The sequence below is a fragment of the Mesorhizobium sp. BR1-1-6 genome (assembly GCF_020165355.1).
Classification (GTDB): Bacteria; Pseudomonadota; Alphaproteobacteria; order Rhizobiales; family Rhizobiaceae; genus Mesorhizobium.
Map to the genome: position 1 here is coordinate 229,579 of NZ_JAIUHZ010000005.1, position 25,893 is coordinate 255,471.

At 62.6% G+C, this 25,893-nt stretch carries 28 protein-coding genes; 17 read left to right on the forward strand and 11 right to left on the reverse strand.

Translation table 11 applies throughout. The annotated features are described in order from the left end of the window. Positions 1–150 precede the first annotated feature (150 nt). The 11 genes from LB545_RS13105 (at position 151) to LB545_RS13155 (ending at position 9,601) form a co-directional block, all read left to right on the forward strand. Positions 151–849 (forward strand): corrinoid protein, encoded by a 699-nt coding sequence (locus tag LB545_RS13105; protein ID WP_140495658.1) that lies wholly within the window; start codon positions 151–153, stop codon positions 847–849. A gap of 285 nt (positions 850–1,134) precedes the next feature. Next, on the forward strand, positions 1,135–1,761 hold the full coding sequence (locus tag LB545_RS13110) for a DUF1638 domain-containing protein (protein ID WP_140555044.1): 627 nt from the start codon (positions 1,135–1,137) through the stop codon (positions 1,759–1,761). Positions 1,762–2,023: 262 nt separating this feature from the next. Beyond that, positions 2,024–2,599 carry a DUF4893 domain-containing protein gene (locus LB545_RS13115; RefSeq protein WP_140559617.1) on the forward strand — a complete coding sequence of 192 codons (576 nt, stop codon included), beginning with the start codon at positions 2,024–2,026 and terminating at the stop codon, positions 2,597–2,599. Between the two features lie 93 nt (positions 2,600–2,692). Then, complete coding sequence (locus LB545_RS13120; protein WP_140559616.1) at positions 2,693–3,475, forward strand: formyl transferase; 783 nt, start codon at positions 2,693–2,695, stop codon at positions 3,473–3,475. 56 nt (positions 3,476–3,531) lie between these two features. Beyond that, on the forward strand, positions 3,532–3,798 hold the full coding sequence (locus tag LB545_RS13125) for a DUF1778 domain-containing protein (protein ID WP_140559615.1): 267 nt from the start codon (positions 3,532–3,534) through the stop codon (positions 3,796–3,798). Between the two features lie 62 nt (positions 3,799–3,860). Then, positions 3,861–4,316, forward strand: coding sequence for a GNAT family N-acetyltransferase (locus LB545_RS13130; RefSeq protein ID WP_318012537.1), 456 nt, complete (start codon positions 3,861–3,863; stop codon positions 4,314–4,316). 142 nt (positions 4,317–4,458) lie between these two features. After that, a complete protein-coding gene (locus LB545_RS13135) occupies positions 4,459–4,761 on the forward strand; it encodes a virulence factor (protein ID WP_140516337.1) in 303 nt (100 codons plus the stop codon). Then, positions 4,754–5,377, forward strand: a complete 624-nt coding sequence (locus tag LB545_RS13140) for a methylenetetrahydrofolate reductase C-terminal domain-containing protein (RefSeq protein WP_140555039.1) — start codon at positions 4,754–4,756, stop codon at positions 5,375–5,377. Before LB545_RS13135 ends, LB545_RS13140 begins: the two co-directional genes overlap by 8 nt. Then, complete coding sequence (locus LB545_RS13145; RefSeq protein WP_140516341.1) at positions 5,374–6,465, forward strand: methylenetetrahydrofolate reductase; 1,092 nt, start codon at positions 5,374–5,376, stop codon at positions 6,463–6,465. Before LB545_RS13140 ends, LB545_RS13145 begins: the two co-directional genes overlap by 4 nt. A gap of 81 nt (positions 6,466–6,546) precedes the next feature. Further along, the gene (locus LB545_RS13150) at positions 6,547–7,521 is read left to right on the forward strand and encodes a methyltetrahydrofolate cobalamin methyltransferase (RefSeq protein WP_140495648.1); all 975 of its coding nucleotides are present in this window, start codon (positions 6,547–6,549) and stop codon (positions 7,519–7,521) included. After that, entirely contained in the window at positions 7,472–9,601 is a 2,130-nt protein-coding gene (locus LB545_RS13155; RefSeq protein ID WP_140559613.1) for an ASKHA domain-containing protein, read from the forward strand. The genes LB545_RS13150 and LB545_RS13155 overlap by 50 nt, the downstream gene beginning before the upstream one ends. Positions 9,602–9,642: 41 nt before the next feature. Here the strand turns inward: LB545_RS13155 and LB545_RS13160 are convergent, their stop codons facing one another. Further along, positions 9,643–10,527, reverse strand: coding sequence for an acyltransferase family protein (locus LB545_RS13160; RefSeq protein ID WP_263493892.1), 885 nt, complete (start codon positions 10,525–10,527; stop codon positions 9,643–9,645). On the opposite strand from LB545_RS13160, the gene LB545_RS13165 reads away from it, so the two are divergent. The 3 genes from LB545_RS13165 to LB545_RS13175 all read left to right on the forward strand — a co-directional run bounded on the left by LB545_RS13165 (position 10,526) and on the right by LB545_RS13175 (position 12,391). Then, a complete protein-coding gene (locus LB545_RS13165; protein WP_224705265.1) occupies positions 10,526–10,756 on the forward strand; it encodes a hypothetical protein in 231 nt (76 codons plus the stop codon). The two genes, LB545_RS13160 and LB545_RS13165, sit on opposite strands and share 2 nt — an antisense overlap. A 48-nt stretch (positions 10,757–10,804) precedes the next feature. Further along, positions 10,805–11,164 (forward strand): hypothetical protein, encoded by a 360-nt coding sequence (locus tag LB545_RS31005; protein ID WP_318012538.1) that lies wholly within the window; start codon positions 10,805–10,807, stop codon positions 11,162–11,164. Between the two features lie 246 nt (positions 11,165–11,410). After that, the gene (locus LB545_RS13175) at positions 11,411–12,391 is read left to right on the forward strand and encodes an alpha/beta hydrolase (protein WP_140559611.1); all 981 of its coding nucleotides are present in this window, start codon (positions 11,411–11,413) and stop codon (positions 12,389–12,391) included. Here the strand turns inward: LB545_RS13175 and LB545_RS13180 are convergent, their stop codons facing one another. Continuing rightward, positions 12,392–13,291 (reverse strand): LysR substrate-binding domain-containing protein, encoded by a 900-nt coding sequence (locus LB545_RS13180; RefSeq protein ID WP_140495644.1) that lies wholly within the window; start codon positions 13,289–13,291, stop codon positions 12,392–12,394. Positions 13,292–13,508: 217 nt separating this feature from the next. Here LB545_RS13180 and LB545_RS13185 point away from each other — a divergent pair, with 217 nt between their 5' ends. The 3 genes from LB545_RS13185 (at position 13,509) to LB545_RS13190 (ending at position 15,461) form a co-directional block, all read left to right on the forward strand. After that, the gene (locus tag LB545_RS13185; RefSeq protein ID WP_140495643.1) at positions 13,509–13,694 is read left to right on the forward strand and encodes a hypothetical protein; all 186 of its coding nucleotides are present in this window, start codon (positions 13,509–13,511) and stop codon (positions 13,692–13,694) included. A 358-nt stretch (positions 13,695–14,052) separates the two neighbouring features. Continuing rightward, positions 14,053–14,187 carry a hypothetical protein gene (locus tag LB545_RS30845; protein WP_127853696.1) on the forward strand — a complete coding sequence of 45 codons (135 nt, stop codon included), beginning with the start codon at positions 14,053–14,055 and terminating at the stop codon, positions 14,185–14,187. 335 nt (positions 14,188–14,522) lie between these two features. Further along, complete coding sequence (locus LB545_RS13190) at positions 14,523–15,461, forward strand: GlxA family transcriptional regulator (RefSeq protein WP_263482988.1); 939 nt, start codon at positions 14,523–14,525, stop codon at positions 15,459–15,461. 9 nt (positions 15,462–15,470) lie between these two features. On the opposite strand, the gene LB545_RS13195 is transcribed toward LB545_RS13190, so the two are convergent. The 9 genes from LB545_RS13195 to LB545_RS13235 form a co-directional block, all read right to left on the reverse strand. Next, entirely contained in the window at positions 15,471–16,256 is a 786-nt protein-coding gene (locus LB545_RS13195; RefSeq protein WP_224705205.1) for an ABC transporter ATP-binding protein, read from the reverse strand. After that, complete coding sequence (locus LB545_RS13200; protein WP_140495640.1) at positions 16,253–17,029, reverse strand: ABC transporter permease; 777 nt, start codon at positions 17,027–17,029, stop codon at positions 16,253–16,255. Before LB545_RS13200 ends, LB545_RS13195 begins: the two co-directional genes overlap by 4 nt. A 62-nt stretch (positions 17,030–17,091) precedes the next feature. Beyond that, complete coding sequence (locus LB545_RS13205) at positions 17,092–18,036, reverse strand: ABC transporter substrate-binding protein (RefSeq protein WP_140555034.1); 945 nt, start codon at positions 18,034–18,036, stop codon at positions 17,092–17,094. A 140-nt stretch (positions 18,037–18,176) separates the two neighbouring features. After that, on the reverse strand, positions 18,177–18,521 hold the full coding sequence (locus LB545_RS13210; protein WP_140495638.1) for a peptidase inhibitor family I36 protein: 345 nt from the start codon (positions 18,519–18,521) through the stop codon (positions 18,177–18,179). A gap of 210 nt (positions 18,522–18,731) precedes the next feature. Then, positions 18,732–19,577, reverse strand: coding sequence for a DUF1194 domain-containing protein (locus LB545_RS13215; RefSeq protein WP_140564158.1), 846 nt, complete (start codon positions 19,575–19,577; stop codon positions 18,732–18,734). Positions 19,578–19,679: 102 nt separating this feature from the next. Further along, positions 19,680–22,241 (reverse strand): FAD-dependent oxidoreductase, encoded by a 2,562-nt coding sequence (locus tag LB545_RS13220; protein ID WP_140521113.1) that lies wholly within the window; start codon positions 22,239–22,241, stop codon positions 19,680–19,682. 148 nt (positions 22,242–22,389) lie between these two features. After that, positions 22,390–23,148 carry an FkbM family methyltransferase gene (locus LB545_RS13225; protein WP_140670271.1) on the reverse strand — a complete coding sequence of 253 codons (759 nt, stop codon included), beginning with the start codon at positions 23,146–23,148 and terminating at the stop codon, positions 22,390–22,392. Next, complete coding sequence (locus LB545_RS13230) at positions 23,145–24,377, reverse strand: hypothetical protein (RefSeq protein WP_224705262.1); 1,233 nt, start codon at positions 24,375–24,377, stop codon at positions 23,145–23,147. Before LB545_RS13230 ends, LB545_RS13225 begins: the two co-directional genes overlap by 4 nt. A gap of 11 nt (positions 24,378–24,388) precedes the next feature. Then, complete coding sequence (locus LB545_RS13235; protein WP_224705263.1) at positions 24,389–25,819, reverse strand: aspartate aminotransferase family protein; 1,431 nt, start codon at positions 25,817–25,819, stop codon at positions 24,389–24,391. Between the last annotated feature and the right edge of the window lie 74 nt (positions 25,820–25,893).

The window sequence follows — 25,893 nt, forward strand, 5'->3', positions numbered from 1 at the left end:
TCGACAAGAAAACCGATAGATTTTTCAGTCGCTTTCCTTTTGCGGGAAGTCGCAAATCAGCTATGGATACCCGCCCCTTGCGGGTTAGGTATTGGCGCGTTGATTTTAAGCTGCCATGGTCGTTCCCGGCAGCAAGGAGCCTGAGAAACAATGTCCGACGACGAGATTATCCTCTCCGAGCTTTCCGACGACGAGTTGGTGCAGCAGATGCACGACGATCTCTACGACGGTCTGAAGGAAGAGATCGAGGAAGGCACGCGCATCCTGCTCGAGCGCGGCTGGGCACCCTACAAGGTGCTCACGGAAGCGCTGGTCGAAGGCATGCGCATCGTCGGCGAGGATTTTCGCGACGGCATCCTGTTCGTTCCCGAAGTGTTGCTGTCGGCCAATGCGATGAAGGCCGGCATGTTCATCCTGCGCCCGCTGCTCGCCGCCACCGGCGCGCCCAAGCAGGGCAAGATGGTGATCGGCACCGTCAAGGGCGACATCCACGACATCGGCAAGAACCTCGTCGGCATGATGATGGAAGGCGCCGGCTTCGACGTCATCGATCTTGGCATCAACAATGCGGTCGAGAAATATCTCGATGCCATCGAGCAGCACCAGCCGGACATTATCGGCATGTCGGCGCTGCTGACCACGACCATGCCCTACATGAAGGTCGTCATCGACACGATGAAGGAAAAGGGCATCCGCGACGACTACGTGGTCCTGGTCGGAGGCGCGCCGCTGAACGAGGAATTCGGCAAGGCGGTCGGCGCCGACGCCTATTGCCGCGACGCCGCTGTGGCGGTCGAGACCGCCAAGGACTACATGAAGCGCAAGCACAATGTGCGCGCTTCCGCCTGATACAAGGCAAGGCGGACGCTCAACAGACGAAGCCGCGCCTTGCAGCGCGGCTTTTTTGTTCCCAGATGTCGGGAGCGGCGGTCAGGGTTTCTTGACGGTATCGTCAACGGCTTTCGCGGTAGACTTGATATCCCTGCCGACGCCGCGAACGGTGTTGGCACAGGCCGAAAGGGCCAGGGCACAAGCCAGGATTGCGATTGGCGCAATGCGTAACAGTTTCATCGACGGTTTATCCCTCTCTCGGTAGATCGCCCCACAGCAACGAAAGCCGGCTCGGCTGGTTTCATGAAGATGCCCAGACCCAAGCAGAATCAAGCGGACAAGCTGCTCATCATCGCCTGCGGGATGATTGCGCGCGAGGTGTTGGCCGTCAAGGAACAGCTCGGGCTCCATCACCTCGAATTGACATGCCTTCCGGCCGAGTTTCATTTTTATCCGGACCGCATCGCGCCGGCGATGGACAAGGCCATCGAAAAGGCCAAGGCGGAAGGCTACAGCAACATCTTCGTCGGTTACGCCGATTGCGGCACCGGCGGCCTGCTCGATCGGGTCTGCGAGAAGCATGGCGTCGAACGCATGGCCGGTCCGCATTGCTTCGCCTTCTACCAGGGCATGGATGCCTACGCGAAGGTCGCCGACGACGACATGATGTCCTTCTACATGACCGATTTCCTCTGCCGCCAATTCGATGCCTTCTTCATGAAGCCGCTCGGTCTCGACAGGCATCCGGAGCTGATCAAGGACTATTTCGGCAATTACGAGAAGCTGATCTACCTGGCCCAGACCGACGATCCGGAGCTCGACAAGGTCGCGGAAAAGGCCGCGAAACTGCTTGGCCTCGTCTATGAGCGGCGCGCGACAGGCTATGGCGATCTGACGGCTGGGCTGGCCAAGGCCGCGGCTGACGTCTGACGTCTGACGCTGGCTGGGCTGCGGCCCTCTTGCGCGGCGATTGGCGATTATCGCCCTTTCCGAAGGCGAAGACAGGACGGATCGCCGCCTTCTACTGGAGAATGGCCTTGATCTGTTCCCAGGCCAATTGCCTTAATTTGGATCGCGGCGTGGTTTCGTTGTTAAGCACGGATGACAGCCTGCCGCGAATGGGTAAATTGCGCGCAAGCCATGCAAAGGCGCCGTCCAGCGGTCGGCTGCCGGACACCGACGAGGAATGCCGATGACCCTTCGCGCGATGCTTGCCGTTGCCGGCCTTCTCTGCTGCACCTTGCCCGCGCTTGCTGACGGCGAGGTGCAGAAGCTGATCACCGCCGCCGACAAGGCGCGGCTGGACAAATATGGCGAGACGCGCAAGGCGGCTCTTGCCGAGGCTAAGGCGGGCAATCCTGGCGAGGTCAGGCAGCTCGACGCCTTGCTGGCCAAGCCGCTGGTTGCCTTCTCCGACAAGGACCTCACCGGCAAGTGGCAATGCCGCACCATCAAGGTGGGCGGGCTGAGCCCGCTCGTTATCTATGGCTGGTTCAAATGCAGGGTGACCGACGACGGCTCCGGCTGGCGGCTGGAAAAGCTCACCGGCTCGCAGCGCACCAAGGGCCGCTTCTTCGACGACGGCGAAAAGCGTGCGATCTATCTCGGCTCCGGTTCCGTCAACAACGATCAGGCAAAACCCTATGGCAGCGGCCCCCGGACCGACCAGGTCGGCTACGCCTTCCGCAATAGCGCCGGGGAATGGCGCATCGAGTTCCCCGCTCCCTATTACGAATCGAAGCTCGACATCATGGAGTTCAAGCGCTGAGCGGAGCCTTCCTGACGACTCCGGCATACCAAGGATTAACCCGCCTCGTCTAATCTCCGGCCGTGGCAGTTGGTCCCGGGGGTGGCAAGATCAATGGCAGTACCGGAAACCAATCCGAGACCGATCGTGGTTGTCACCGGAGGCGGCCAGCACGTATGGGCAATGGTCAACGCCATTGCCGATCGTGTCGGCCCAGTCATCGTGATCCTGGAAGTCCCTGAATCCAAAAAGCGATTGCTGCTTGGCCGTGCCCGTCGCCAGGGCTGGCTGCAGGCCATCGGCCAGTTCGGCACGATGGTGCTGAGCAGGCTGGGCAAGCGGCTCTACGCCAGCCATGCCGCCCGGTTGATTGCGCAGGAGAAGCTCGATACCGAGCCGCGGCCGGGCCAGGAGATCATCCATGTTGCCTCGGCCAATGGGCCGGAGTGTCTCGCGGCGATCCAGAGAATCCAGCCAGGCGTCGTCCTGCTTAACGGCTGCCGACTCCTGTCGAAGGACATGTTGGCCAGGATGCCTTGCCCGGTGCTCAACTATCATGCAGGTATCACGCCGAAATATCGCGGCATGAACGGCGGCTACTGGGCGTTGGCATCGGGCGATTCCGCGAATTTCGGCACCACGGTGCATCTGGTCGATGCCGGCGTGGATACGGGCGGCGTGCTGAAACAGGCCTACGGTCAGCCGAAACCAGGCGACACGATCTCAAGCTATGCGCTGCGCCAAACGGCGTTTTCGCGCGACATCTGCGTCGAGGCGGTCAGCGATGCTCTGGCCGGAAAACTCGTGACGTTCGATCCAGGCCTGCCATCTAAACAGTGGTACCACCCGACGATCTGGTTCTATCTCTGGACGGGGCTCAGAACCGGCATCTGGTAGCGCTGGCGATACTGGCGATCGTATGCTATTGTCATACAAAATATGGAGCCCTATCGATGTCCAGCATGGCGCCTGTCAGCGTTCGCGTCACCTCGGACGAGCGTGACATTCTCGAGGCCGCCGCCAGGCAGGCTCATACAAATCTGAGCGACTTCATTCGGCGCAAGGCTGTTGAGGCGGCCGAGATGGAGGTTTTGGGCGGCCGTGTCGTCGTTATTCCCGCAGTCGATTGGGAACAATTCGAGGCCTGGGCGAAATCGACGCCAACGACCATGCCTGGACTGCAAAGGCTTGCTGCGTCCAGGCCAGTATGGCGGGACTGACGCCACCCCGCCCGCTTGCCGGAGATGACAGCTGGGACGCTTTCGATTGCGGTCGTGAGTCGTTGAACAACTGGCTTCGCCGTCATGCATGGCGCAACCAGCAGGATGGATTGTCGCGGACGAGCCTCATCTGTGATTCCGAAACCGGTGGGATAGCGGCTTACGTTGCGCTGAGCGCTGGCCATATCGAACGCGCATACCTGCCCAAATCGGCACAGCGTAATCGGCCTGATCCCATTCCGGTAATCCTGCTCGGCCAGTTGGCCGTCGATCGCAAATATCAGGGACGCGGCTGCGGGCGCTCCCTTCTCCTGTTTGCGCTCAGGACGGCGGTGCGGTTTTCCAGCAATATCGGCTGCTTCGGCGTTATCACACACCCGCTGGACGAAGGCGTAAGAGACTTCTATCGCGACTTCGCTTTTCAGGATCTTCCATTCGATCCCAAACGGAGCATGATCGTCCGCATTGCCGATCTGAGGCACAATGGCTTCGATGGCAGCATCGATCATTCCTGCTGATTTCTACCTCAGGCCGACATTGAAGATTGCCTTTCATTTTACGACATCCAAATGCGTCGCTTTTGAATGCGCGCGCGTCGTCCCATAACAAGCGGCCCAATTGCGCATGCGGCAATGCTCGCAGATCGAGGAGTGAGAATTCATGGCCGATCTGATCGTCGTCTACTGGCGCGACATCCCTGCCCAGGTCATCGTCAGGAAAGGCCGCCAGAACGCCAAGCGCGAACTGCCGCTGCGCTTCACCGAGGCGATCGACATGTGCGCCATGCGCACCGGCGCCGGCGGCACGGACGACTATCTAGCCGAATGGCGCAAGGCCGATCCGGTTCCGGTCGGCGACGACCTCGAAGCCGAGGTCGAGAAGGCATTCCAGGACATCGACGCGAAATATGACCGCGAGCGGCTGGTCGCTCTGGTGAAGGCGGGCGGCAAAGAAAATGTCTGAAACCATTCCCGCCAAGGAGAGCCCGGCGGCCCTCCAGCCGGTCACCCAGGCCACCCTGGTCAAGAAGGCGGCACCGAAATCCGACTACAAGCCGGCCGACGTGTCGCCACAGCGCCGCGTGCAGCGTTCTTTCGCGGTGAGATTATGGTCAGTCCGGCACTCGCGCCTGCTCGAATGGTTCTATGCCCGCTTCGCCGACACGTTCCTCCTGCTGCATCCTTTGTGGAAAGGCATCGGCTACAGCCGTGTCGAGGCCCCGGTGAAGTTTGTCGAAAAGCGCGTCAAGGGCTTCATGTTCGACTGCCGCATGTGCGGCCAGTGCATCCTGTCCTCGACCGGCATGTCGTGCCCGATGAACTGCCCCAAGCAGCTGCGCAACGGCCCTTGTGGCGGCGTGCGCGCCAACGGCAATTGCGAGGTCGAGCCCGATATGCCTTGCGTCTGGGTCAAGGCCTGGGAAGGGGCGCGCAACATGGAGCACGGCGACAGGATTCTTGCAGTGCAGAAGCCGGTCGACCAGTCGCTGCGCGAAACGTCCGCCTGGCTGCGCGTCACCGCGCAGGCGGCAGCCGCCCGTGAAGCCGCGGCCGATGCGAAGACCGGAGCGGCCGCATGATCGCCCGCCAGCGTGACGAGAACCCGGCCGGCATCCATCTGCCGCTCGACCCCTTGCCCGGCCACACCTCGCGCGGCCGGCTCGAACGCGTCCTGCGACGCGGTGAATTCGCGGTCACCACCGAGCTCAACCCGCCCGACAGCGCCGACCCCGAAGACGTCTACAACAGGGCGAAGATCTTCGACGGCTGGGTCGATGCCATCAATGCGGTCGATGCGTCGGGCGCCAACTGTCATATGTCGTCGGTCGGCATCTGCGCGCTCCTGACCCGCATGGGCTACGCACCGATCATGCAGATCGCCTGCCGGGACAAGAACCGCATCGCCATCCAGGGCGACGTGCTGGGCGGGGCTGCCATGGGCGTCGCCAACATGCTGTGCCTGACAGGCGACGGCGTGCAGGCCGGCGACCAGCCCGGCGCCAAGCCGGTGTTCGACCTCGATTCCATGTCGCTGCTCGAAACCATCCGCATCATGCGCGACAACGGCAAGTTCCTGTCCGGCCGCAAGCTCACCACGCCGCCGCAGTTGTTCCTCGGCGCGGCCGTCAATCCGTTCGCACCACCCTTCGACTTCCGCCCGATCCATCTCGGCAAGAAGATCGCCGCCGGCGCTCAGTTCGTCCAAACGCAGTATTGTTTCGACGTACCGATGTTCAAGACCTTCATGCAAAAGGCACGCGATCTCGGCCACACGGAGAAAGTGTTCGTCCTGTGCGGTGTCGGACCGCTCGCCTCGGCCAAGACCGCCAAATGGATCCGCTCCAACGTGCCGGGAATCCATATTCCCGATACCGTCATCAAGCGGCTGGAAGGCGCCCAGGACCAGAAGAAGGAAGGCAAGCAGCTCTGCATCGACATCATCAACGAGGTGAAGGAAATCCCAGGCGTTTCAGGCGTCCATGTGATGGCCTACCGCCAGGAGGAGTATGTCGCCGAGATCGTCGATGAATCGGGCGTGCTGAAGGGCCGCCAGCCGTGGAAGCGCGAAATCCGCCGCGACGACCAGATGGTCGCCGACCGGCTCGACCATATCCTGCACGACGATGTTACCGAAACCCAGGTGGACATGGTGAAGACCGCGCATTGACTTGCGCGGAGAACCACCATTCGCTTGATCGACAAGAGATAACGATATAAAGAACTCTTTATATCACGACGGAGAGATTTCATGACCCGGACCATCGTTGCCTCGGCGACACGAGAAATCATCATCGGCTTCGACCAGCCCTTCTGCGTGATTGGCGAGCGCATCAACCCGACTGGCCGCAAGAAGCTCGCCGCCGAGATGATCGCCGGCAATTTCGAAACCGTCATCAAGGACGCGCTGGAACAGGCCGCTTGCGGCGCCACCATGCTCGACGTCAATGCCGGCGTCACCGCCGTCGACCCCAACGCGACCGAGCCGGCATTGCTGGTACAGACGCTGGAGATCGTCCAGGGCTTGGTCGACCTGCCGCTGTCGATCGACTCCTCGGTCACCGCCGCGATCGAGGCGGCGCTCAAGGTCGCCAAGGGCCGTCCGCTGGTCAACTCCGTCACCGGCGAGGAGGAAAAACTCGAAGCCATCCTGCCGCTGATCAAGAAATACAACGTGCCGGTCGTCGCCATCTCCAATGACGAGACCGGCATTTCGATGGATCCGGATGTGCGCTTCGCCGTCGCCAAGAAGATCGTGCAGCGCTGCGCCGATTTCGGCATTCCGGCGCATGACGTCGTCGTCGACCCGCTGGTCATGCCGATCGGCGCGCTCGGCGACGCCGGCCGCCAGGTGTTCGCCCTGCTGCGGCGCCTGCGCGAGGAACTGAAGGTCAACACCACCTGCGGCCTGTCCAACATCTCCTTCGGCCTGCCGCACCGCCACGGCATCAACGCCGCCTTCATCCCGATGGTGATCGGCGCCGGCATGACATCGGCCATCATGAACCCGGTGCGTCCGCAGGAAATGGAAGCCGTGCGCGGCGCCAACGTTCTGAACGGCACCGACGAGAATTGCACCAACTGGATTCGCACCTATAAGGATTACAAGCCGGCCGAAGGCGGCCAAGCGGTCGCCGCTCCGACGGCGGTCAATGCACCAGGCGAAGGCGGCGGCAATGGCGGTCGCCGTCGTGGCGGTCGTGAAGCCCGCATGGCAAGGGGATAAGCGCGCAATCGTGAATTCGCATACCAACATCACCGATCCGCTCGTGCTGTTCATGCCGTCGGGCAAACGCGGGCGGTTTCCGGTCGGCACGCCGGTGCTCGACGCCGCGCGCCAGCTCGGCGTCTATGTCGAGAGCGTGTGCGGCGGGCGCGCCACTTGCGGGCGCTGCCAGATCGAGGTGCAGGAAGGCAATTTCGCCAAGCACAAGATCGTCTCCTCCAACGACCACATCTCGCCCAAGGGGCCCAAGGAAGAGCGCTATGAGCGCGTGCGCGGCCTGCCGGAACGGCGCCGCCTCTCCTGCTCGGCGCAGATCCTCGGCGACCTTGTCATCGACGTGCCGCAGGACACGGTCATCAACGCACAGACCATCCGCAAGGATGCCGACACCAGGGTGATCGCGCGCGATACGGCAATCCGCATGTGCTATGTCGAAATCGAAGAACCCGACATGCACAATCCTTCAGGCGATCTCGACCGGCTCAAGATCGCGCTGATGAAGGACTGGAACTTCAAGAACCTCGAATTCGATTTCTATTTGCTGCCGCAGGTGCAGGGCATCTTGCGCAAGGGCAACTGGACCGCGACCGCCGCCATCCACAAGGATGCCGACAGCGATATCGCGCGCGTCATCGCTTTGTGGCCCGGCCTCAAGAACGAGGCCTATGGGCTGGCCTGCGATATCGGCTCGACCACCATCGCCATGCATCTGGTGTCGCTGCTGTCGGGCCGCGTCGCCGCTTCGTCAGGCACGTCGAACCCGCAGATCCGCTTCGGCGAGGATCTGATGAGCCGCGTCTCCTATGTGATGATGAACCCGGATGGCCGCGAAGGCATGACGGTCGCGGTGCGCGAGGCGATCTCGGGCCTCGTCGACAAGGTCTGCGCGGAAGGCAGTGTCCAGCGCAACGACATCCTGGATTCCGTCTTCGTCGGCAATCCGATCATGCACCATCTGTTCCTCGGCATCGATCCGACCGAGCTCGGCGGCGCGCCCTTCGCGCTCGCCGTCTCGGGCGCGGTGCGCATCAAGGCCTCGGATATCGGTCTCAAGCTCAACCCGGGCGCACGTCTCTACATGCTGCCCTGCATCGCCGGCCATGTCGGCGCCGACGCCGCGGCGGTGACGCTGTCGGAGGGCCCGCATCGTCAGGACGAGATGATGCTGATCGTCGACGTCGGCACCAACGCCGAGATCGTGCTCGGCAATCGTGCCCGGGTCGTGGCTGCTTCCTCGCCCACCGGTCCGGCCTTCGAAGGCGCCGAAATCTCCGGCGGCCAGCGCGCCGCGCCCGGCGCCATCGAGCGCGTGCGCATCGATCCCGACACGCTCGAGCCGAAATACCGCGTCATCGGCTCTGAACTGTGGTCCGACGAGCCGGGCTTCCTCGACAGCGTGCAGGCGACCGGCGTCACCGGCATTTGCGGCTCCGGCATCATCGAGATCGTCGCGGAGATGTATCTGGCCGGCATCATTTCCGAAGACGGCGTCGTCGACGGATCGCTCAGCATGCGCTCGCCGCGTATCGTCGCCAACGGCCGCACCTTCTCCTACGTGCTGAAGGAAGGCGAGCCGAAGATCACCATCACCCAGACCGACGTGCGCGCCATCCAACTCGCCAAGGCAGCACTTTATGCCGGCACCAAGCTGTTGATGGAAAAGCAGAACACCGAGCATGTCGACCGCATCCACTTCGCCGGCGCCTTCGGCTCCTTCATCGATCCGAAATACGCCATGGTGCTGGGCCTGATCCCCGATTGCGACCTCGACAAGGTCTCGGCCGTCGGCAACGCCGCCGGCGCGGGCGCGCGCATGGCGCTGCTCAATCGCGGCTATCGTCGCGAGATCGAGGAGACGGTGGGCCAGATCGAGAAGATCGAGACCGCACTGGAGCCCAAATTCCAGGAGCACTTCGTCTATGCGATGGCGTTGCCGAACAAGGTCGATCCGTTCCCGAAACTGTCGGCGGCGGTGAAGCTGCCGCCGCGCAAGACGGTGAGCGAAGACGGCATCGCCGGCGACGCCACCCCGCGCCGGCGCTCGCGCGAAGGCCACGCCGCGCGACGTGGCCGGGAATAAAATTAGGGCACAATGCAACGCCGAGGCGCCTTGGCCGCTTGTCAGTCGTTTGCCTCATTCGATGGCAAGCGCAAGCTGGGCCGCTGAGCCAGCAACGGCATGCTTTTGACGCGCGACCGGTTGAGAAAGCCCGTCAGCGGCTTTTCAATCGACAGGTAAAGCATCGCGGAAAGCGCGATGCTGATCAAGGCAATCGGCGCCGGCTGCCAATTTGGCGGAACCCCAAGCCGCAGCATGATGCCAGTTACCACGACAACCACCAGCACATGCCACAAGTAGATCGAATACGAGGCACTACCAAAAAATGTAAGCAGGGCCACGGGGTTGAACGGTCTGGCACGCTCGGCAAAAACCGCTCCGGCAACGATCAGGGTCGCCGGAATACCCCAACGCAGAACACGAGGCAGCTCGGGGTCAAGCATCTGGATCGTCATCAACAGGAGAAATCCGCCAACAACCAGCGCCAGCGCCGGCACAAGCCGGAGCCGAATATCCTCCATCCACAGCCGCCCGATAACAATGCCGGCCGCGAACTCGAGCATGAGGGGAGAGGTAAAGCGGTAGCCTTTGAGCAGCAAGTTCGATGCGACCATCACCGTCAGCACGCCGATCAGCGCGGCAAAACGCTGCTTCTCGCCTAAAAAGAGCGCCAAGGCGAAAATGACGTAAAACATCATTTCATAGCACAGCGTCCAGCCCTGGATCACCACGGGATGAAGTACCCCATCCTGCACGATCGGAAGAAACACCAGCGAGCCGAAAAAATTTTCCGGGCTCAGCACATGTCCGTAGAGAAATTGCGGCTTGAGGAAAATTGCCAGCGCGGTCAGCACCGTGACGATCCAATAGAGCGGCACGATGCGAACAATCCGACGCCATATGAAACGCCGTGGATTGGCAGGGCGATCGGCCGTGGTCACCCACATGATGAAACCGCTGATGACAAAAAAGCAGGTCGACGCCAGCAGCACCGACCGCGAACGGACCGCCGAACTGTTCGTTGATGTGAAAGCAAACTACCGCGGAAGCGGCGAGTCCTCGAAGGTATTGGATACTGTGAATGTCATTCACGCCATACTCCTTACCCGCACCCCCGATGCTGCAATGCACAATAGCAGACATCCGCCATCTGCTGTCAACGGGCAAGCTAGGTAGGATCGCGGCACGCCCTCTTGGACGCGGCCAAGAAGCGATCGCTCGGGGGTGTCAATCGCCCTGCAATTTCATTTGTATGCAAATGTTTCCGGAATGACTGATCCGGAAACCAAATCACCGTTTTCGCGAAATCCGACCGATACATGGCAGGCGCATTTACCCGGCATCGAACGGCGGCCGAAGATAATCCTCGGCCGCCGCCGTTCTTCAAGGGAGATGAAAATGTCGATGTTCGAAAATCTCGGCCGCTACGGTGCGACCATCAGGCAGGCCCATGCCAGGAACAAGGCCGTCCGCGCCCTGAACAGCCTGCCGGCGCATGTCCAGAAAGACATCGGCTGGCCGGCCTCGCCGCCCAGCGACCCGCAGGCGGCGCTTTCCGCCCTGCTTTTGGGCTTTACGCGCTGATGACCTTCGCCGAAAAGTGCAAACTGCTCGGCACGCGCCGGAGCCCGCGAGGGGCTCCGGCCGTCACCAGCAACCGCCTGCGCGCAGCCCTTCTGCCGCAGCGCTGATCCCTCCCGCGAGAAATGCGGCGCCCATCACAGCGACGTGTGCACACAGCGTAAATCTTGACATCTTCGACCAGGGCACGATCTTCAAATATGAAGGGGACTTCTCTTAGTCGGCTGCCGCCGAAGTTCGTGTATCCGCATGCCAAGTTTGAAAAGCCACGTCGTATCCTTCGTGCTCAGGCACAGTCGCAAGAAGGCGTTTTCCAGCCCGGAAAACCTGCAGCGCTGGATCGCTGCGGCGCGCCGGACAGAGGACCATCACCCTCCGGTGTCAGTGCAGCAGCGCTTCAACATCGAGACGCGCACCGTCGACGGCTTTCCCGTCTACGAGATCGCCCCCAGGGCCGGCGAGCGCAAGCGGGTTCTCTATCTGCACGGCGGCGCCTATGTCTTTGAAATCACGCCCTATCATTGGCACCTGATCGCCGACATGGCCGACCGGCTGGGCTATGCCTTTACTGTGCCCATCTATCCCATCGCGCCCGAGCATGACTTCCACGCCATGTTCGGCATGGTCGGCGACGTCTATCGCCGGATGCTCGGCGAGACGGAGGCGGAAGACATAATCTTCATGGGCGATTCCGCCGGCGGCAACATGGCCGTGGTGCTCACCATGATGGCTGCCGAAGAAGGCCTGCCCTTGCCGTCGCGCCATGTGCTGATCTCACCCGGCCTCGACGTCTCGCTTGCAAACCCCGAGGTGTTCGAGGCGGAGCGGAACGATCCCTGGCTGGGCATCGCGGGCGGACGGGAGGCCATCCGGCTCTACAGTGCCGGAATAGACCCGACTGACTGGCATATCAGCCCCGTCTATGGCGATCTCTCGGTACTACCCAGGACATTGCTCCTGGCGGGCTCTCGCGATCTTCTCACGCCCGACAATCTGATCTTCGCACAAAAAGCACGGGCCGCTGGCGTCGAGGTAGAGCTCGTGCACGAGGAAGGCATGTTCCACGTCTGGCCGCTGATCGATATGCCGGAATCGCGCCGCGCGCGCGAACGGATCGTGGCGTTTCTGACCGAGAACCCCTCACCCCCTGTTGAAGGCGCCGGAGCAGGCTTCGAAGCGCCGTCCACCGAGGCTTCGGGGCAGGGCCTCCAGTCAGAGTACCCCGGTTGATCAGAACTTGCCGGTTTCCCGGAAGACTTCGAACGTCGCCCGGATGTGGTCGGCCACCGCCTTGACCGGCGCGCTGGCGTCCGGCGCTACCACCATGGCGAGGTTGTAGGTGCCGATATCGGGCATGCCGTCCTTGGGGCAGAGCTCGACCATGTCGTTGCCGAGGAAAGACTTCGGCAGCGGCGCCACGGCGAGATCTGACATGATGGCGGCGCGCTGGCCGGCCGTATGCGCGCTCATATACGCGATGCGGTAGTTGCGGCCCTCGCGGCTCAGCGCTTCGAGCGCCCCTGCCCGCCAGGCGCAGCCCTCTTCCCACAGCGACACCGGCAAGGGTTCGCGCAGATGCGCGCAGCCGCCCTTGGCGCCGGCCCAGACGATCGGCTCCGTCAACAGCACCTCGGCGCCGAGCGCGCTGGTCTTGTAGGAATTGGTGAGCAGCGTGATGTCGAGCGCCCGGTCATCCATGCGCCGGCGCAGATTGCTGCTCTGGTCGATGGTGACGTCGACGGCGATCGATGGATGCGACTGCGCAAAACGCTTCAGCACATGCGGCAGCACGCGCTCGCCATAATCGTCCGGCGAACCCAGCCGCACCACGCCGACAATGTCGGGAATGATGAACTTGGACACCGCCTCGCGATTGATCGACAGCAGACGACGGGCATAGCCCAGCAGCATTTCCCCGTCGGTGGTCAGCGTCACCGAGCGCGCATCGCGCGCGAACACCGAGCGGCCCAGAATATCTTCCAGCTTCTTGATCTGCATGGAGACCGCCGAGGGCGTACGGAAGACGGCATTGGCCGCGGTGGTGAAGCTGCCGGTTTCGGCGATCGCCACGAAAGTGCGCAGCACGTCGAGGTCCAGCAGCGGCAGCGGATGATTGAGTGGGGCGTTCATGACGATCGACCTTCAATTTTTCTGATGCAAACTATCATTCCATTTCGTTTGATTGAACATCAGTTCGGGCGCATAGTCAACTCCATCGAAGCAGGATGCTGCCAAGGCAGCCACGAAACGATCACGACACAGACCTGCCTTCGACATGCAATGAAGCTGATACAGACCTGACGTAAGGCATTGCCGGGCACTTCCGCCCCGACACGAGGAGATCGAAATGTCTATCCTGTCATCCATCGGTCGGCTTGCGACCGAATTCAGCGCGGCCCGCGCCCGCTACCAGACCGAACGCGCCATCCGCTCCCTGCCGATCGAGCTGCAGAAGGATATTGGCTGGCCTGAAGCGGCCGACACGAAGGCCGGCATACGCGCCGGCGTCGGATCCTGGGCTGGAGCAAAGTAAACCGTGTGTATCATGCATTGAAGGCCTGCCGCGCAAACCGCCGGGCAGGTCTTCTTGTTTTACCGACCTGTTTTGCCGTTTTATTTGCGTTCACATGAATTTCGGAGCCATGCTGCCGCTGCATGGCGCATATGAACAAGCCGCATAGCGGCTGGGTTTTGAGCTAACGCTTTGTAAGCTAACGAAAAATCCGGGAGTGCCTACAAAGGCTCCCGCCTTGCGTGTCGCTTTTCATATGAAGTGCTTCGCTTTTGCGATTTAGTTTTTACTTACACAAGCCTATATCCACGCCAGCAAACGAGCTGCCCCACTCCATCAAGCGAAGGCGACCCGTCTGAGCAACCGATTGGAGATGAACATGAAGCTTTTTGCCCGCCTTTTCCCTCGCCGCGAAATGAACCTGACCACGGCCCTCGAGCGCCAGCGCCTTGCCAACACCATGCCCGGCCAGACCGGCGCCATGGCTGCCGCACGCCTCGGTTTCGTCGCCTGAACCGATCCCGCAGGCAGCGCTCCTTCGCGCTGCCTGAATAGATGACGCCGCCCGGTTCCGCCGAGGCGGCGTTTGTTTGCACACCCCTGACGGCGCTTCCATCATGGACGGCGCCGCGGCTGCGCGGCATCGCAACACGATTGCCCATTTGCGACCCATGTCGCAAATTAAATCTTGCTAAAGCTCCTTAGCCGATTGACAAGGATGGTTTTTCCTGTTGTCGCTATGCTATTCGCGACATTCTGTTCGCGCCATGGCTGCGTGAGGTTCCCGTGAACGCCGTTAAGCATCCGATCAAGCGATCGTTTGTATTTTTTCTCATTCCCGACTTCACCATGATCGCGTTTGCGACGGCGCTCGACCCGCTGCGCTCGGCCAATCGCATGCTCGGCTACGAGGCCTATCGATGGCGCCTCGCCAGCATCGACGGCAAGCCGGTGCGCGCTTCGAACGGTGTCGAATGCGCGGTCAACACCTCGCTGGAGGAGGAGCGCAGGAAAATGGGAGGGCCGGATCGCCCCAACATGGCCATCGTCTGTAGCGGCACCAATGTCGAGCGCTATCAGAACAAGTCCGCTTTCGCATGGCTGCGCGAGGAATACAATCGTGGCGTCTCCGTCGGCGGCCTGTGCACCGGAGCGCATGTTCTGGCCGCTGCCGGCCTGTTGTCCAACAAGCGCTGCGCCATCCATTGGGAGAACCTGCCGGGCTTCTCCGAGGCATTCCCGAAGGCCAATGTCTTTGCCGACCTGTTCGAGATCGACCAGAACATCTACACCTGCGCCGGCGGCACCGCCGCGCTCGACATGATGCTGAAGCTGATCGGCGACGATTTCGACGAGAATCTCGTCAACCGCGTCTGCGAACAGGTGCTGACCGACCGTGTGCGCAGCCCCACCGACCGCCAGCGCCTGCCGCTGCGCGCCCGGCTCGGCGTACAGAACTCGAAAGTGCTGACCATCATCGAACTGATGGAAGGCAATCTGTCGGAGCCGCTGTCGCTGATCGAGATCGCCGACCATGTCGACCTGTCGCGTCGCCAGATCGAGCGGCTGTTCCGCACCGAGATGGGACGCTCGCCGGCCCGCTATTATCTCGAAATCCGCCTCGACCGTGCAAGGCATCTCTTGATCCAGTCCTCGATGCCGGTGGTCGAGGTGGCGGTCGCCTGCGGCTTCGTTTCGGCCTCGCATTTCTCGAAATGCTACCGCGAGCTCTACGCCCGCTCGCCGCAGCAGGAACGCGTCGACCGCAAGCAGCTGCTGGCGGCATAGAGGCGCGCCTCAGAGCGCCTCTGCCGACCGCATCGCCTCGACACGTATGTCCTCGGTCAGCCGCGTCTTCAACACGGAGAATTCCGGACTGGTCTTCAGCGTGTAGTGGCGCGGGTGCGGCAGGTCGATGGCGACGTCCGACTTGATCCGGCCGGGCCTGGCCGTCATCACCACCACGCGCGATGCCATGAAGATCGCCTCCTCGATGTCGTGGGTGACGAACAGAACCGTCTTCTTGCGCCGTTCCCAGATGCCGAGCAGCAACTCCTGCATCAGCCCGCGCGTCTGGTTGTCGAGCGCGCCGAACGGCTCGTCCAGCAAAAGGATCGCGGGGTCATTGGCCAGCGCCCTGGCGATCGCCGTGCGCTGCTGCATGCCGCCGGAAAGTTGCTTCGGCCAGTGGTTCTCGAAGCCCTTCAGCCCGACGAGGTCGATATAGGAGGCGACGATTTCGCCCCTCTCCCGCTCGGCCATGCCGCGTTCGCGCAGGCCGAAGGCGATGTTTTCGGCGACCGTCAGCCATGGGAACAGCGTATAGGACTGGAAGACCATGCCGCGATCCGGCCCCGGCCGGATCACCGCTTTGCCGTCGAGCAGCACGCGCCCTTCGCTCGGCGCCTCCAGCCCGGCGACGATGCGCAAGAGCGTCGACTTCCCGCATCCCGAAGGTCCCAGGATGGTGATGAAATCATTGGCCGCGACCGCCAGGTCGACAGGCATCAGCGCCTGGACCGGTGAGCCGCCGCGCACGCCGGCGAACGTGCGCGAGACGCCCTCGATGAGAAGCTTGCTCATGCCAGGCTCCATGGGAAGAGCCAGCGATTAAGCGCCTTGAAGGCAAGATCGGACAACAGCCCGATCAGCCCGATGACGATGATGCCGAAGATGATCTGGCCGGTTGCCAGTCGCGACTGGCTGTTGATGATCATGTAGCCGATGCCCGACGACGAGCCGATCAGTTCAGCGACGATGACATAGGTCCAAGCCCAGCCGAGCACCAGCCGCAGCGTCTCGGCGATCTCGGGCGCATTGGCGGGCATGATTACACGCTTGACGATGCCGTTGTCCGTGGAGCCGAGCGTGTAGGCCGCCTCGACGAGATCGCGGCGCGTTGAGCCGACCTTTACCGCGATGATCAGGATGATCTGGAACACGGAGCCGACGAAGATGACCAGCAGCTTCTCCAGTTCGCCTATGCCGGCCCAAAGGATGAGCAGCGGAATGAAGGCCGAGGCCGGCAGGTAGCGGGCGAAGGAGACGAACGGCTCCAGGAACGCCTCGACAGGTTTCCACGCGCCCATCGCTATGCCCAGCGGCACGGCGACGGCCGATGCCAGCACAAAGCCGCCGAAGACGCGCCAGATGGTGATCAGTATGTCGAGCCAGAACCGGTCCTCGACCAGCAGCCGCCAGCCATCCCGCAGCATCGACAGCGGATCGGCGAGAAAGATGCGGTTGACGTGGCCGCCAAGCGTGATCCACGCCCAGAAAACGACGAACAGCACGAAGAAGGAAATGCCGAGCACGGTTCGCGTGCCCGGCGAGATCGGATGCAGGGGGCGCGGCATTTACAACGGTCCTTGTGGAAGCGAAACGGCGGCGCGGGGCGCCGCCGCAAGACAGCGGCCGCTCAGTTCGCCACGGCGCTGGTATCGGCCAGCGTGGAGACGTCAGGCGCTTCCTTGATCAGCCCCATCTGCAGCAGAAGCTCGCCGGCGGTCTTGGAGAAATCCTGGAACTCCTTGGTGAAGAACTGCTTGTTCTCCGCCCGGTCGGCCCATTTCAGGTACTTCGCCGAATCCTCGAACTCCTTGGCCGACTGTTTCACGTCCGCGCCCATGATGCCGTAGGATTTCTGCGGGTCCTTCTTGATCAGGTCGAGCGCGTCGAAATAGCTGTCGGCAAGCGCCTTGGCGGCGTCCGGATTGGCTTTGAGGAATTCGGGCGTGCAGCCGACCGTGTCGAGCACCATCGGGTAATCGAGCGTGGTCGCCAATATGTGGCCCTGGTCGGCCTTGTCGCGCACCGCCGAGATGAACGGCTCATAGGTGACGGCCGCGTCGTTCTGGCCGGCAAGGAAGGCCTGCGCCGCCGCGTCCGGCTCGAGATTGACGACCGTGACATCCTTTGTCGACATGCCGTTCTTGTTCAGCACCCAGGCCAGCAGGAAATAGGGCGAGGTGCCCGGCGCCGAGGACGCGACAGTCTTGCCCTTGAGGTCGGCGACGGTCTTGATGTCGTTGCGCACCACGATGCCGTCGGCGCCGTAGGATTTGTCGAGCTGGAAGATCTGCTTGGTGGTCACGCCGCTGGCGTTCCACACCTGCCACGTCTCGACCGTGGTGGCGGCGCATTGCAGGTCGCCGCTGGCGATGGCGAGCGGGCGGCTGGCCTGCGGCACTTTCTTCAAGGTCACGTCGAGGCCGTGCTTCTCGAAGAGTCCCGCCTGTTTGGCGAGCGTTAGCGGCGCGAAGCCGGTCCAGCCGCTGATCCCGATAGTGACCGATGTGGCGGCCGTCGCCGGCGCGGACAAGCCGGCGGCAAGCGCCAGCGTAAGGATAATGGTCCTGTTCATGTCAGTTCCCCTTTGTTTTCTCTGGGGGAATGTTCACGGACGCCGCCCGGCTGTCAATGAACAGGGCCGTGTTTGCCCACATCGTCGGCGACGAAGGTTCGCCTTGCCGCCACAAAACGGCAAGGCCGAGGACCTTGTCGTCAATACTGGTCGCAGTAGCACTCCGCGGACGAGATTCGGTCGTTCCAGTCGCTACCGCCGAAATCGCGGACCCTGCGCCTGATCTCGATCGATCGGCCTCCCCTGCGCGAATCCTCATAGGCAACGAGAGTGCAGCCTCGGCGAACGATCACCGACGACACGCGGTCGTTCCAGAACTCGCGGCCGCGAAAATTGACCGAATCGTCGGCCCCGAGCGCGATCGACCGTCCGCGAAAATTGCCATTTTCGAACATGATGCAGGCGGCCTGATCGTCGTATTGGGCGCTGGCGCCGTCGGCGTAAAGCATGGACGCGACCGCAGTCAGGATAGCTAGACGTCTCATCTGGTGTTTCCTCGGTTTGACCGCGTCACCCCGCCCGCCGGATGGCGCGGCAAGATCAGTTTGCCACTGCTTCTGCCGGACTGGCAAGCCTGGAACAGTTCGGCATTTCACGGAAACGCCGAACCGCTTTAACTATTTTTTTCAATCAATTCCAAAGGGAAAGCGTTACGCGCGTACCGGCAAAGCGCTATGCGCTTTTTCTGGAATTTCTCAGCGGCTATCGAGCATCCAATTGCGGTTGCGCCACATCTTTTCGCCGACCAGGCAATCGCTGGTTTGTTCGGCCTGCGCCAGCACCACCGGCGGACGATTGGCCTGGTCAACCGACCGCGGCGAGGCCGGGCCGGCGAGCTCAAGCACAAGCTTGCGGCGGATAGCTTCGGGAAACTGCGTCCAGTCGTTGACCGGAACCATGAAGGCTCCGGGACCGCCGATGACGCAGTCGCTGTAATAGCGGTCGAGATCGTTGACATCGTAGGCGCTGGTGAAACCGCCGCGGGTCATCAGCGGCAAGCCGTTTATGACGATGCCTTGCTTGACCACCTCGTCGCGGATGATATCGACCGGCGCGCCCTGGTTGTTGGGGCCGTCGCCGGAAATATCGATGACCCGCTTCGTCCCTTGAAAGCCACTTTCTGCGAAAAGGTCCGCGCCGAATTCCAGCGCGCCGGAGATAGACGTGCGCCGCGCGCTGTTGGGAGGCTGGGCGGACAGCCGCGCCACCACCTGCTCGGCGTCGGCGCGAGTGGAGATCACCGTCCACGGCACGATGACGTGCTGCGAGTTGGTGCCAGCCCATTCGACATAAGTAACGGCGATCCTGCCATAAGCGCCGGCGGCGATGGCTTGCAGCACATGATCGTGCGTCAATGCAGCCGCGTAGCCGCGACGCTGGATCTCGAGCTCGTCCGCCGACATGGACAGCGAGACGTCGACCGCCAGCACCAGTTCGACGTCGACGGGTTCGTCCGCGAGCGACACCGGGGCCAGCCACAGCATCAGCGCCAGGGCGGCGGCGCCTGAAAGCAGATGTCTTGCGCGAGCAAAAGCAGACATGCCGCAGGGTAAGCCAGAATCGCCAGCCGAAAAAGAGAAAAGCCCGACCTTGGCCGCCGGGCTTATCCAAAAATTTGCTCACGAGTCCTGCTGGGAGGTTGCCTAGCTTCTCGGCTTCAGATTCTCCGGATCGTAGAGCGGCTTGTAGCCGACACCAGCGACTTCGACCGGATAGGTCTCGCCGAAATACTCCACCTTCAGCTTGCGGCCCTCTTGGGCATAGGCCCATGGCAGATAGGCGAGCGCGATGTTCTTGCCGATGGTCGGGCCGTAGGCGACCGACGTGGTGAAGGAACGGCGGCCGAGTTCGTCGACCAACGTCTCGCCGGTCTCGGGGTCCAGCACCGGCATCGTGCCCACCGGATAACGCGCCACACCCTTGGAATCGGTGTTTTCGGTCATCACCAGCGTGCACAGCATCGCCGGCTGGTGCTCGCGGGCGCGGTATTCCAGGTGCTTGGCCTTGCCGCAGAAGTCGTTCTCCTTGACTTTCGGGCGGGCAAGATCGGCCTCGAGCAGGTTGTACTCGGTGAGCAGATCGGCATTCTGCAAACGCAGGCTCTTTTCCATGCGCCGCGTATTGGCATAGGTCTCGACGCCGAACGGCATGACGCCGGTCGAGCGCAGCGCATCCCAGACGGCCAGGCCGTCCTCGTAGCGCATGTGCAGTTCCCATCCCTGTTCGCCGACATAGGAGATGCGGAAGGCGGTGACGTCCTTGCCGGCGATCCGGATCGGCTTGATCGCGGCGAACGGGAAATTCTCCAGCGCAAGGCCCTCGGGATTCTCGACCACCTTTTGCAGGGTTGCTCGCGCGTTCGGGCCCCAGATGCCGATGGTGACGTATTTTTCCGTCACATCGGTGATGGTGACATCGAAACCTTTATCCTGCGCGGTGCGGCGCATGTACTGGAAGTCGCGCGGGCCGGCGTCTGCGCCATCGATCAAACGGCAGCGGTCGGCCATGCGGATGACCGTGAAGTCGGCGCGCACCATGCCTTCCTCGTCGAGGAAGTGGGTGTAGATGCCCTTGCCGATATTGTTGTCGCCGCCGATCTTGGCCGCGCACAGCCACTCCAGCAGCGCGACGTGGTCGGGTCCCTCGATGTCATACATCGAAAAGTGCGACAGGTTGACGATGCCGCAGTCTTCGCTCATCGCCAGATGCTCGGCATTGGACACGCGCCAGAAATGGCGGTTGTCCCATTCGTTCTCGCGCACCGGCACCCGGTTGGCGTATTTCTCCAGAAGATGCTCGTTGGCGGCATAGCCGTGCGCGCGCTCCCAGCCGCCCAGCTCCATGAAATAGCCGCCGAGTTCCTTCTCGCGCTCCCAGAACGGCGAGCGCCTGATATTGCGGCCCTTGGAGAAGGGCTCGCGCGGATGCACGGCAGGATTGTAGACCTTCATCGCCGTCTCGGTGCAGCGATCCCAGATGAACTGCTCCTTGGTCTGGTGCGGATAGAAGCGCGCATAGTCGATGGCGTGATGGTCGATCGAGGTGCGGCCGTCCGTCATCCAGTCGGCGATGAGCTTGCCCATGCCGGGGCCGTCCTTGACCCAGATGGCGACGGCATACCACAGCCCCCTCACCTTCTGGCTCTCGCCCATGGACGGACCGCCATCCGCCGTCACCTGCAGCAGGCCGTTGAAGGAATGGCTTTCGTTGTAGCCGAGTTCGCCCAGGATCGGCGTCAGTTCCATGGCGCGCTCCAGCGGCGCCAGGATCTGCTCCATGTCGAGGTCGCGCTGCGAAGGCGAAAGCCGGGCCTGGTCCTTCTCGAGCAGGTCGCGCGGATGGCAAAGGCGTGGATTGGTCTCTTCGTAGTAACCCCACTCGATCTGCCCGCCCTCGGCGGTCTTGGGATCACCGGTGTCGCGCATATAGGCGGAATTGCCCTGGTCGCGCAGCAGCGGCCAGCCGATCTCCTTGCCGGTGCCGGCGAACTCGTTGTAGGGGCCGAAGAAGGTGAGCGGATGGTCGATCGGCATGACGGGCAGGTCCTCGCCCACCATCTCGGCGATCAGCCGCCCCCAGATGCCGGCGCAGACGATGACGTAGTCGGCCTCGATGGTGCCGCGGTCGGTCACCACGGCGCTGATGCGGCCGTCCTTGACAACGAGCGACCGGGCCGGCGTGTTGGCGAAGGATTTGAGCTTGCCCGAGGCTTCCGCCTGGTCGACGAGCTTGCCGGCGACCGTCTGCGAGCGCGGGATGACCAGGCCGGCGTCGGGATCCCACAGGCCGCCCTGCACCATTGCCTCTTCGATGAGCGGGAATTTCTCCTTGATCTCGGCCGGTTCGATCAGCCGGGCGCGCGTGCCAAAAGCCTTGGCCGAGGCGATCTTGCGCTTGATTTCGTCCATGCGGCTGTCATCGCCGACGCGCGCGACTTCGAGGCCGCCGATGCGCGCGTAATGGCCCATCTTCTCGTAGAAATCGATGGAGTAGAGCGTCGTCCAGCAGGACAGGAAATCGTGGCTGGTGGTGTAGCAGAAGTCGGAAGCGTGCGCCGTCGAGCCGATGTCGGTCGGGATGCCTGATTTGTCGATACCGACAATGTCGTCCCAGCCGCGTTCGATCAGGTGATGGGCGATCGACGCGCCGACAATGCCACCCAGGCCGATGATGACGACCTTCGCCTTGTTCGGAAACTCTGCCATTGCCCGCGACTCCAGGTGCTGTTGCGGGCGGCGTCGGCGCCCGTCTGATCGGCGCACAATATGCAGACGACGATGAGCGCGCTACCGCCTGTTTGCGACACGCCGCGAATGCGTCGCGACCCGATTTGGATCAGGAAAATCGCTGCCGTCAGGCGAAGGCCCAGATGTCCTCGGCCTGGAAACCGACCTGGTAGCCGGCGGTCTTGAGCTTGACCACGATCTGGCCGATCTCCGGAGCGGGCAGTGCGCCGACCTCGACCTTGATCATGCCCGGACGGTAGCGTTGGAGATCGAGTTGCTCGAAGACCATCCAGTCTGCGCCCTCGCAATCGACGAGGAAGGCGTCGATATGGCTGATGCCGTTGCGGTCGAGCAATGTCTGCAAGGTCTCGGACGGCACTTCGATGTCCCTGAGATAGGGCGCGAATTTGTTGAAATTCACGTCATCCTCGCCCCAGGCATTCTTGCCCGACATCAGGTTGGTGTCGGTAACCGAGGAGCAGCCGATGAACTCGATCGGCAGCGTGCCGGCCTCGAGCGCGGCGGCATCGAAGGTGTGGACGGTGATCGTCCCCCTTGTTTTCGTGACGGCAACCGGCTCGATGATGAAGCGGCTGGTATCGGGATAATTGGCGCGCAGGCGCTTCTGGTTATAGGGGATCGGCTCGACCAGCAGGGCACGGGCGCCCGGTATGCGATGCAGCCACGGCGTGACGTCGTCGAACAGGGCGCCGTCGCAGGCACCGACATTGACCATCTGGAAAGGCCGCCTTGTCCCGCCGAAGCGCGCTTTCAGTGCCGCCCCGGCCAGGAATTTCGTGCCGCGCAGCGACGGACCGCGGTCGAGCAAACCAGCCGGAAGGCCAAGCGACAGCGCGATGCGCGTCAGGCTGGACAGCGAACTCATGGCGTGTCTCCGGGAATGGCATGCAAGGCGGCGCGGTGCTGGCCGCGGGCGATCGTCGCCCACAGCGCCATGAAAGGGGCGGCCAGCAGCAGGAATGGCGGGACCAGATGCGGGAAATAGATGCGCGTGTCGTGGATCGGGAAGACGGTGAATTTAGCCAGCGCGCCGAGCACGAGCGCCGCGAACAGAATGCCGGCGCGTCGGTTGATCCGGAAGCCGGCACGGCCGACCGCGTACCAGCCGGCCAGCGCCAGCACCGAGACGCCGACCCAGCTGTTCAGGTTGACGGCGCGCAGCAGCGATGCGGCAAATGCCTTGAGATAGGCAACGACGGAGAACGGCGGCTCGAACCCGTCCATGTTGTAGTGCTGCTCGACGCTGGAGAACCACAGATGCGGCCACCAGCCAGGATGATGCGCCCAGTGCGAGATGGCGAAATAGGCGACGAAGGACGCCGCAAAACCGACCAGCGCACCCCATGCCTGCTGCCGGAAGGCGATGAGCAGAACGGCGAAAACGGCAAGAAAGACAATATTGTCCGGCCGCACCATGAAGGCGAGGAAGAGCAGGATCGCCGTCGCCGCCTCGCGGCCCCTGACATAGGCGTAAAGCCCGCCGAGCAGCAGCGCCGAAGTCAGCAGATCCGGCGTCGAGGCGCGCGCCGCATCGCCGAAATCGGCCATGATCAACACCGCGCCGATCACCGGCGCCAGCGCCAAGGCCTTTTCCGAGCGCAGCCAGAGCAGCGTGATCGCGCCGAACAGCAGCACCGAGGCCACCTGCACCAGCCGCATCGCTTCGACCGGCGACATCGCCGCGCTCAGCGTCGACAGGATCTCGGCGTAGAGGAACTTGATCCGGTACATGCCGAGCAGCGAATGGAAGTCGGCGGCATTCTCCGCCATGTGGCTGCGGAAGCCGCCGCCATCATCGGTCAGCGTCTTGTAGTCACCTGCCGAGACCCCGGCCTTGACGGTGTTGTAGGCATAATCATGCAGCGCCTGCGCATCGGGGTATGTGCCTTCCTCTGATATGGCGAGATAGGGAAGCATGTCCCAATTGGCATCGGGCATCAACCAGGCCGTCAGCGCCGTCAAAAGGATGTAGAGCGCGAAAGCCGCCGCGCCGATGGGTGCCGCCAGCCGCGCATAGGTCCCCTCACCCCACGCCAGGCCGGCCGCTGTGAGCCGGTCGAGCGGGTTTTGCGGAGTGGGCGACTTGGTCAGCATCGTCGTGGGGCTCAACGAACCTGGCTTTTGACGAAATCCTTCACGATTCCCACAATGCCGCGCGACAAAAGGCTGTCGAAAGCATCGACAAACCGGTCGACATGCTCGCGCTGGCAGATCAGCGGCGGCTCGAGCCGGATGACGTTGCGGTTGTACTCGGTGAAGGCGACGAGCACGTCATAGTCACGCAGCAGCAGCGCGCCGACGAAGCCCGACAGCGAACCCTTCAGCTTGTCGTCAAGCACGCTGACCACCGGCCGCAACACCGTGGGCAAGGTCTGCGAGAAATCATGGAACTCGAGCCCGATCATGAGCCCCTTGCCGCGGACATCCTTGATGACCTTGGGGTATTTGTCCTTCAATGCCTGGAGGCGCTGCAAAAGGTACTCGCCGGTAGCGGCGGCATTGTCGATCAGGCCCTCGTCATAGAGAACGTTGAGCGCTTCGATCGAGGTGACGCAGGCCTCGCCCATGCCGCCGAAAGTCGCCATGGCATGGATCATCGCCGTCTTCGGCGTGCCATAGGCCTTCATATAGATCTCGCGCCTGGCGACCATCGCGCCGACCGCCGCCTTGCCGCCGCCGAGCGACTTGGCGAGCGCCGTCACGTCGGGAACGACGCCATAATGTTCGAAAGCATAGAAGCGGCCGGAGCGGCCATAGCCGCACTGCACTTCGTCGGCCACCCACAGCACACCGTATTGATCGCACAATGCGCGCAGCTTCTGCCAATATTCCGCGGGCGCCTGGATGATGCCGCCGCCGCCCTGGATGGTTTCCAGCACGATGACGCCGATCTCGGGATCGGCGCGGAATGCGCGCTCGACCGCTTCGATGTCGGCGAACGGAATCCGGACCGCATTGTCCGCCACCTTGAAATCGGCGCGGTAGAGCTGGCCGTCGGTGATCGCCAGCACACCCTTGGTCTTGCCGTGGAAGGAATTCTCGGCATAGACGATTTTCGGCCGCTTCGGGCCGGCGGCACGCTCGGCGAGTTTTACCGCCGCTTCCATCGCTTCCGAGCCGGACGAGCCCAGAAACACCATGTCGAGATCGCCGGGCGAACATTTGGCGATGTTGTGGGCCAACGCGGCCGCATATTGCGACATGAAGGCGATGGCGATCTCCTGGCGCTTCTCCTCCTGGAATTTCTTGCGCGCTTCGAGGATGCGCGGATGGTTGTGGCCGAAGGCCAGCGAACCGAAGCCGCCGAAGAAATCCAGGATCTTGCGGCCGTTCTGGTCGATGTAGAACATGCCCTCGGCGCGCTCGATCTTGATCTTGTGGAAGCCGAGCAGCTTCATGAAATGCAGCTGGCCCGGGTTGAGATGCGCCTTGAACAGGTCGGTCATCGCAGCGACGTCCATCGCCTTGGCCTGCTCGACGCTGATCAGGTCAGGCTTGGCGATGGTGGCTGGCGACAGCGCCGGCGCGCTGACCATGGTGCGCGCGCTCGCCTGATCGGGTTTGGCCATGACGGTCATTTCAATCTCCTGTCCGCGCGCAGGATCGGGGA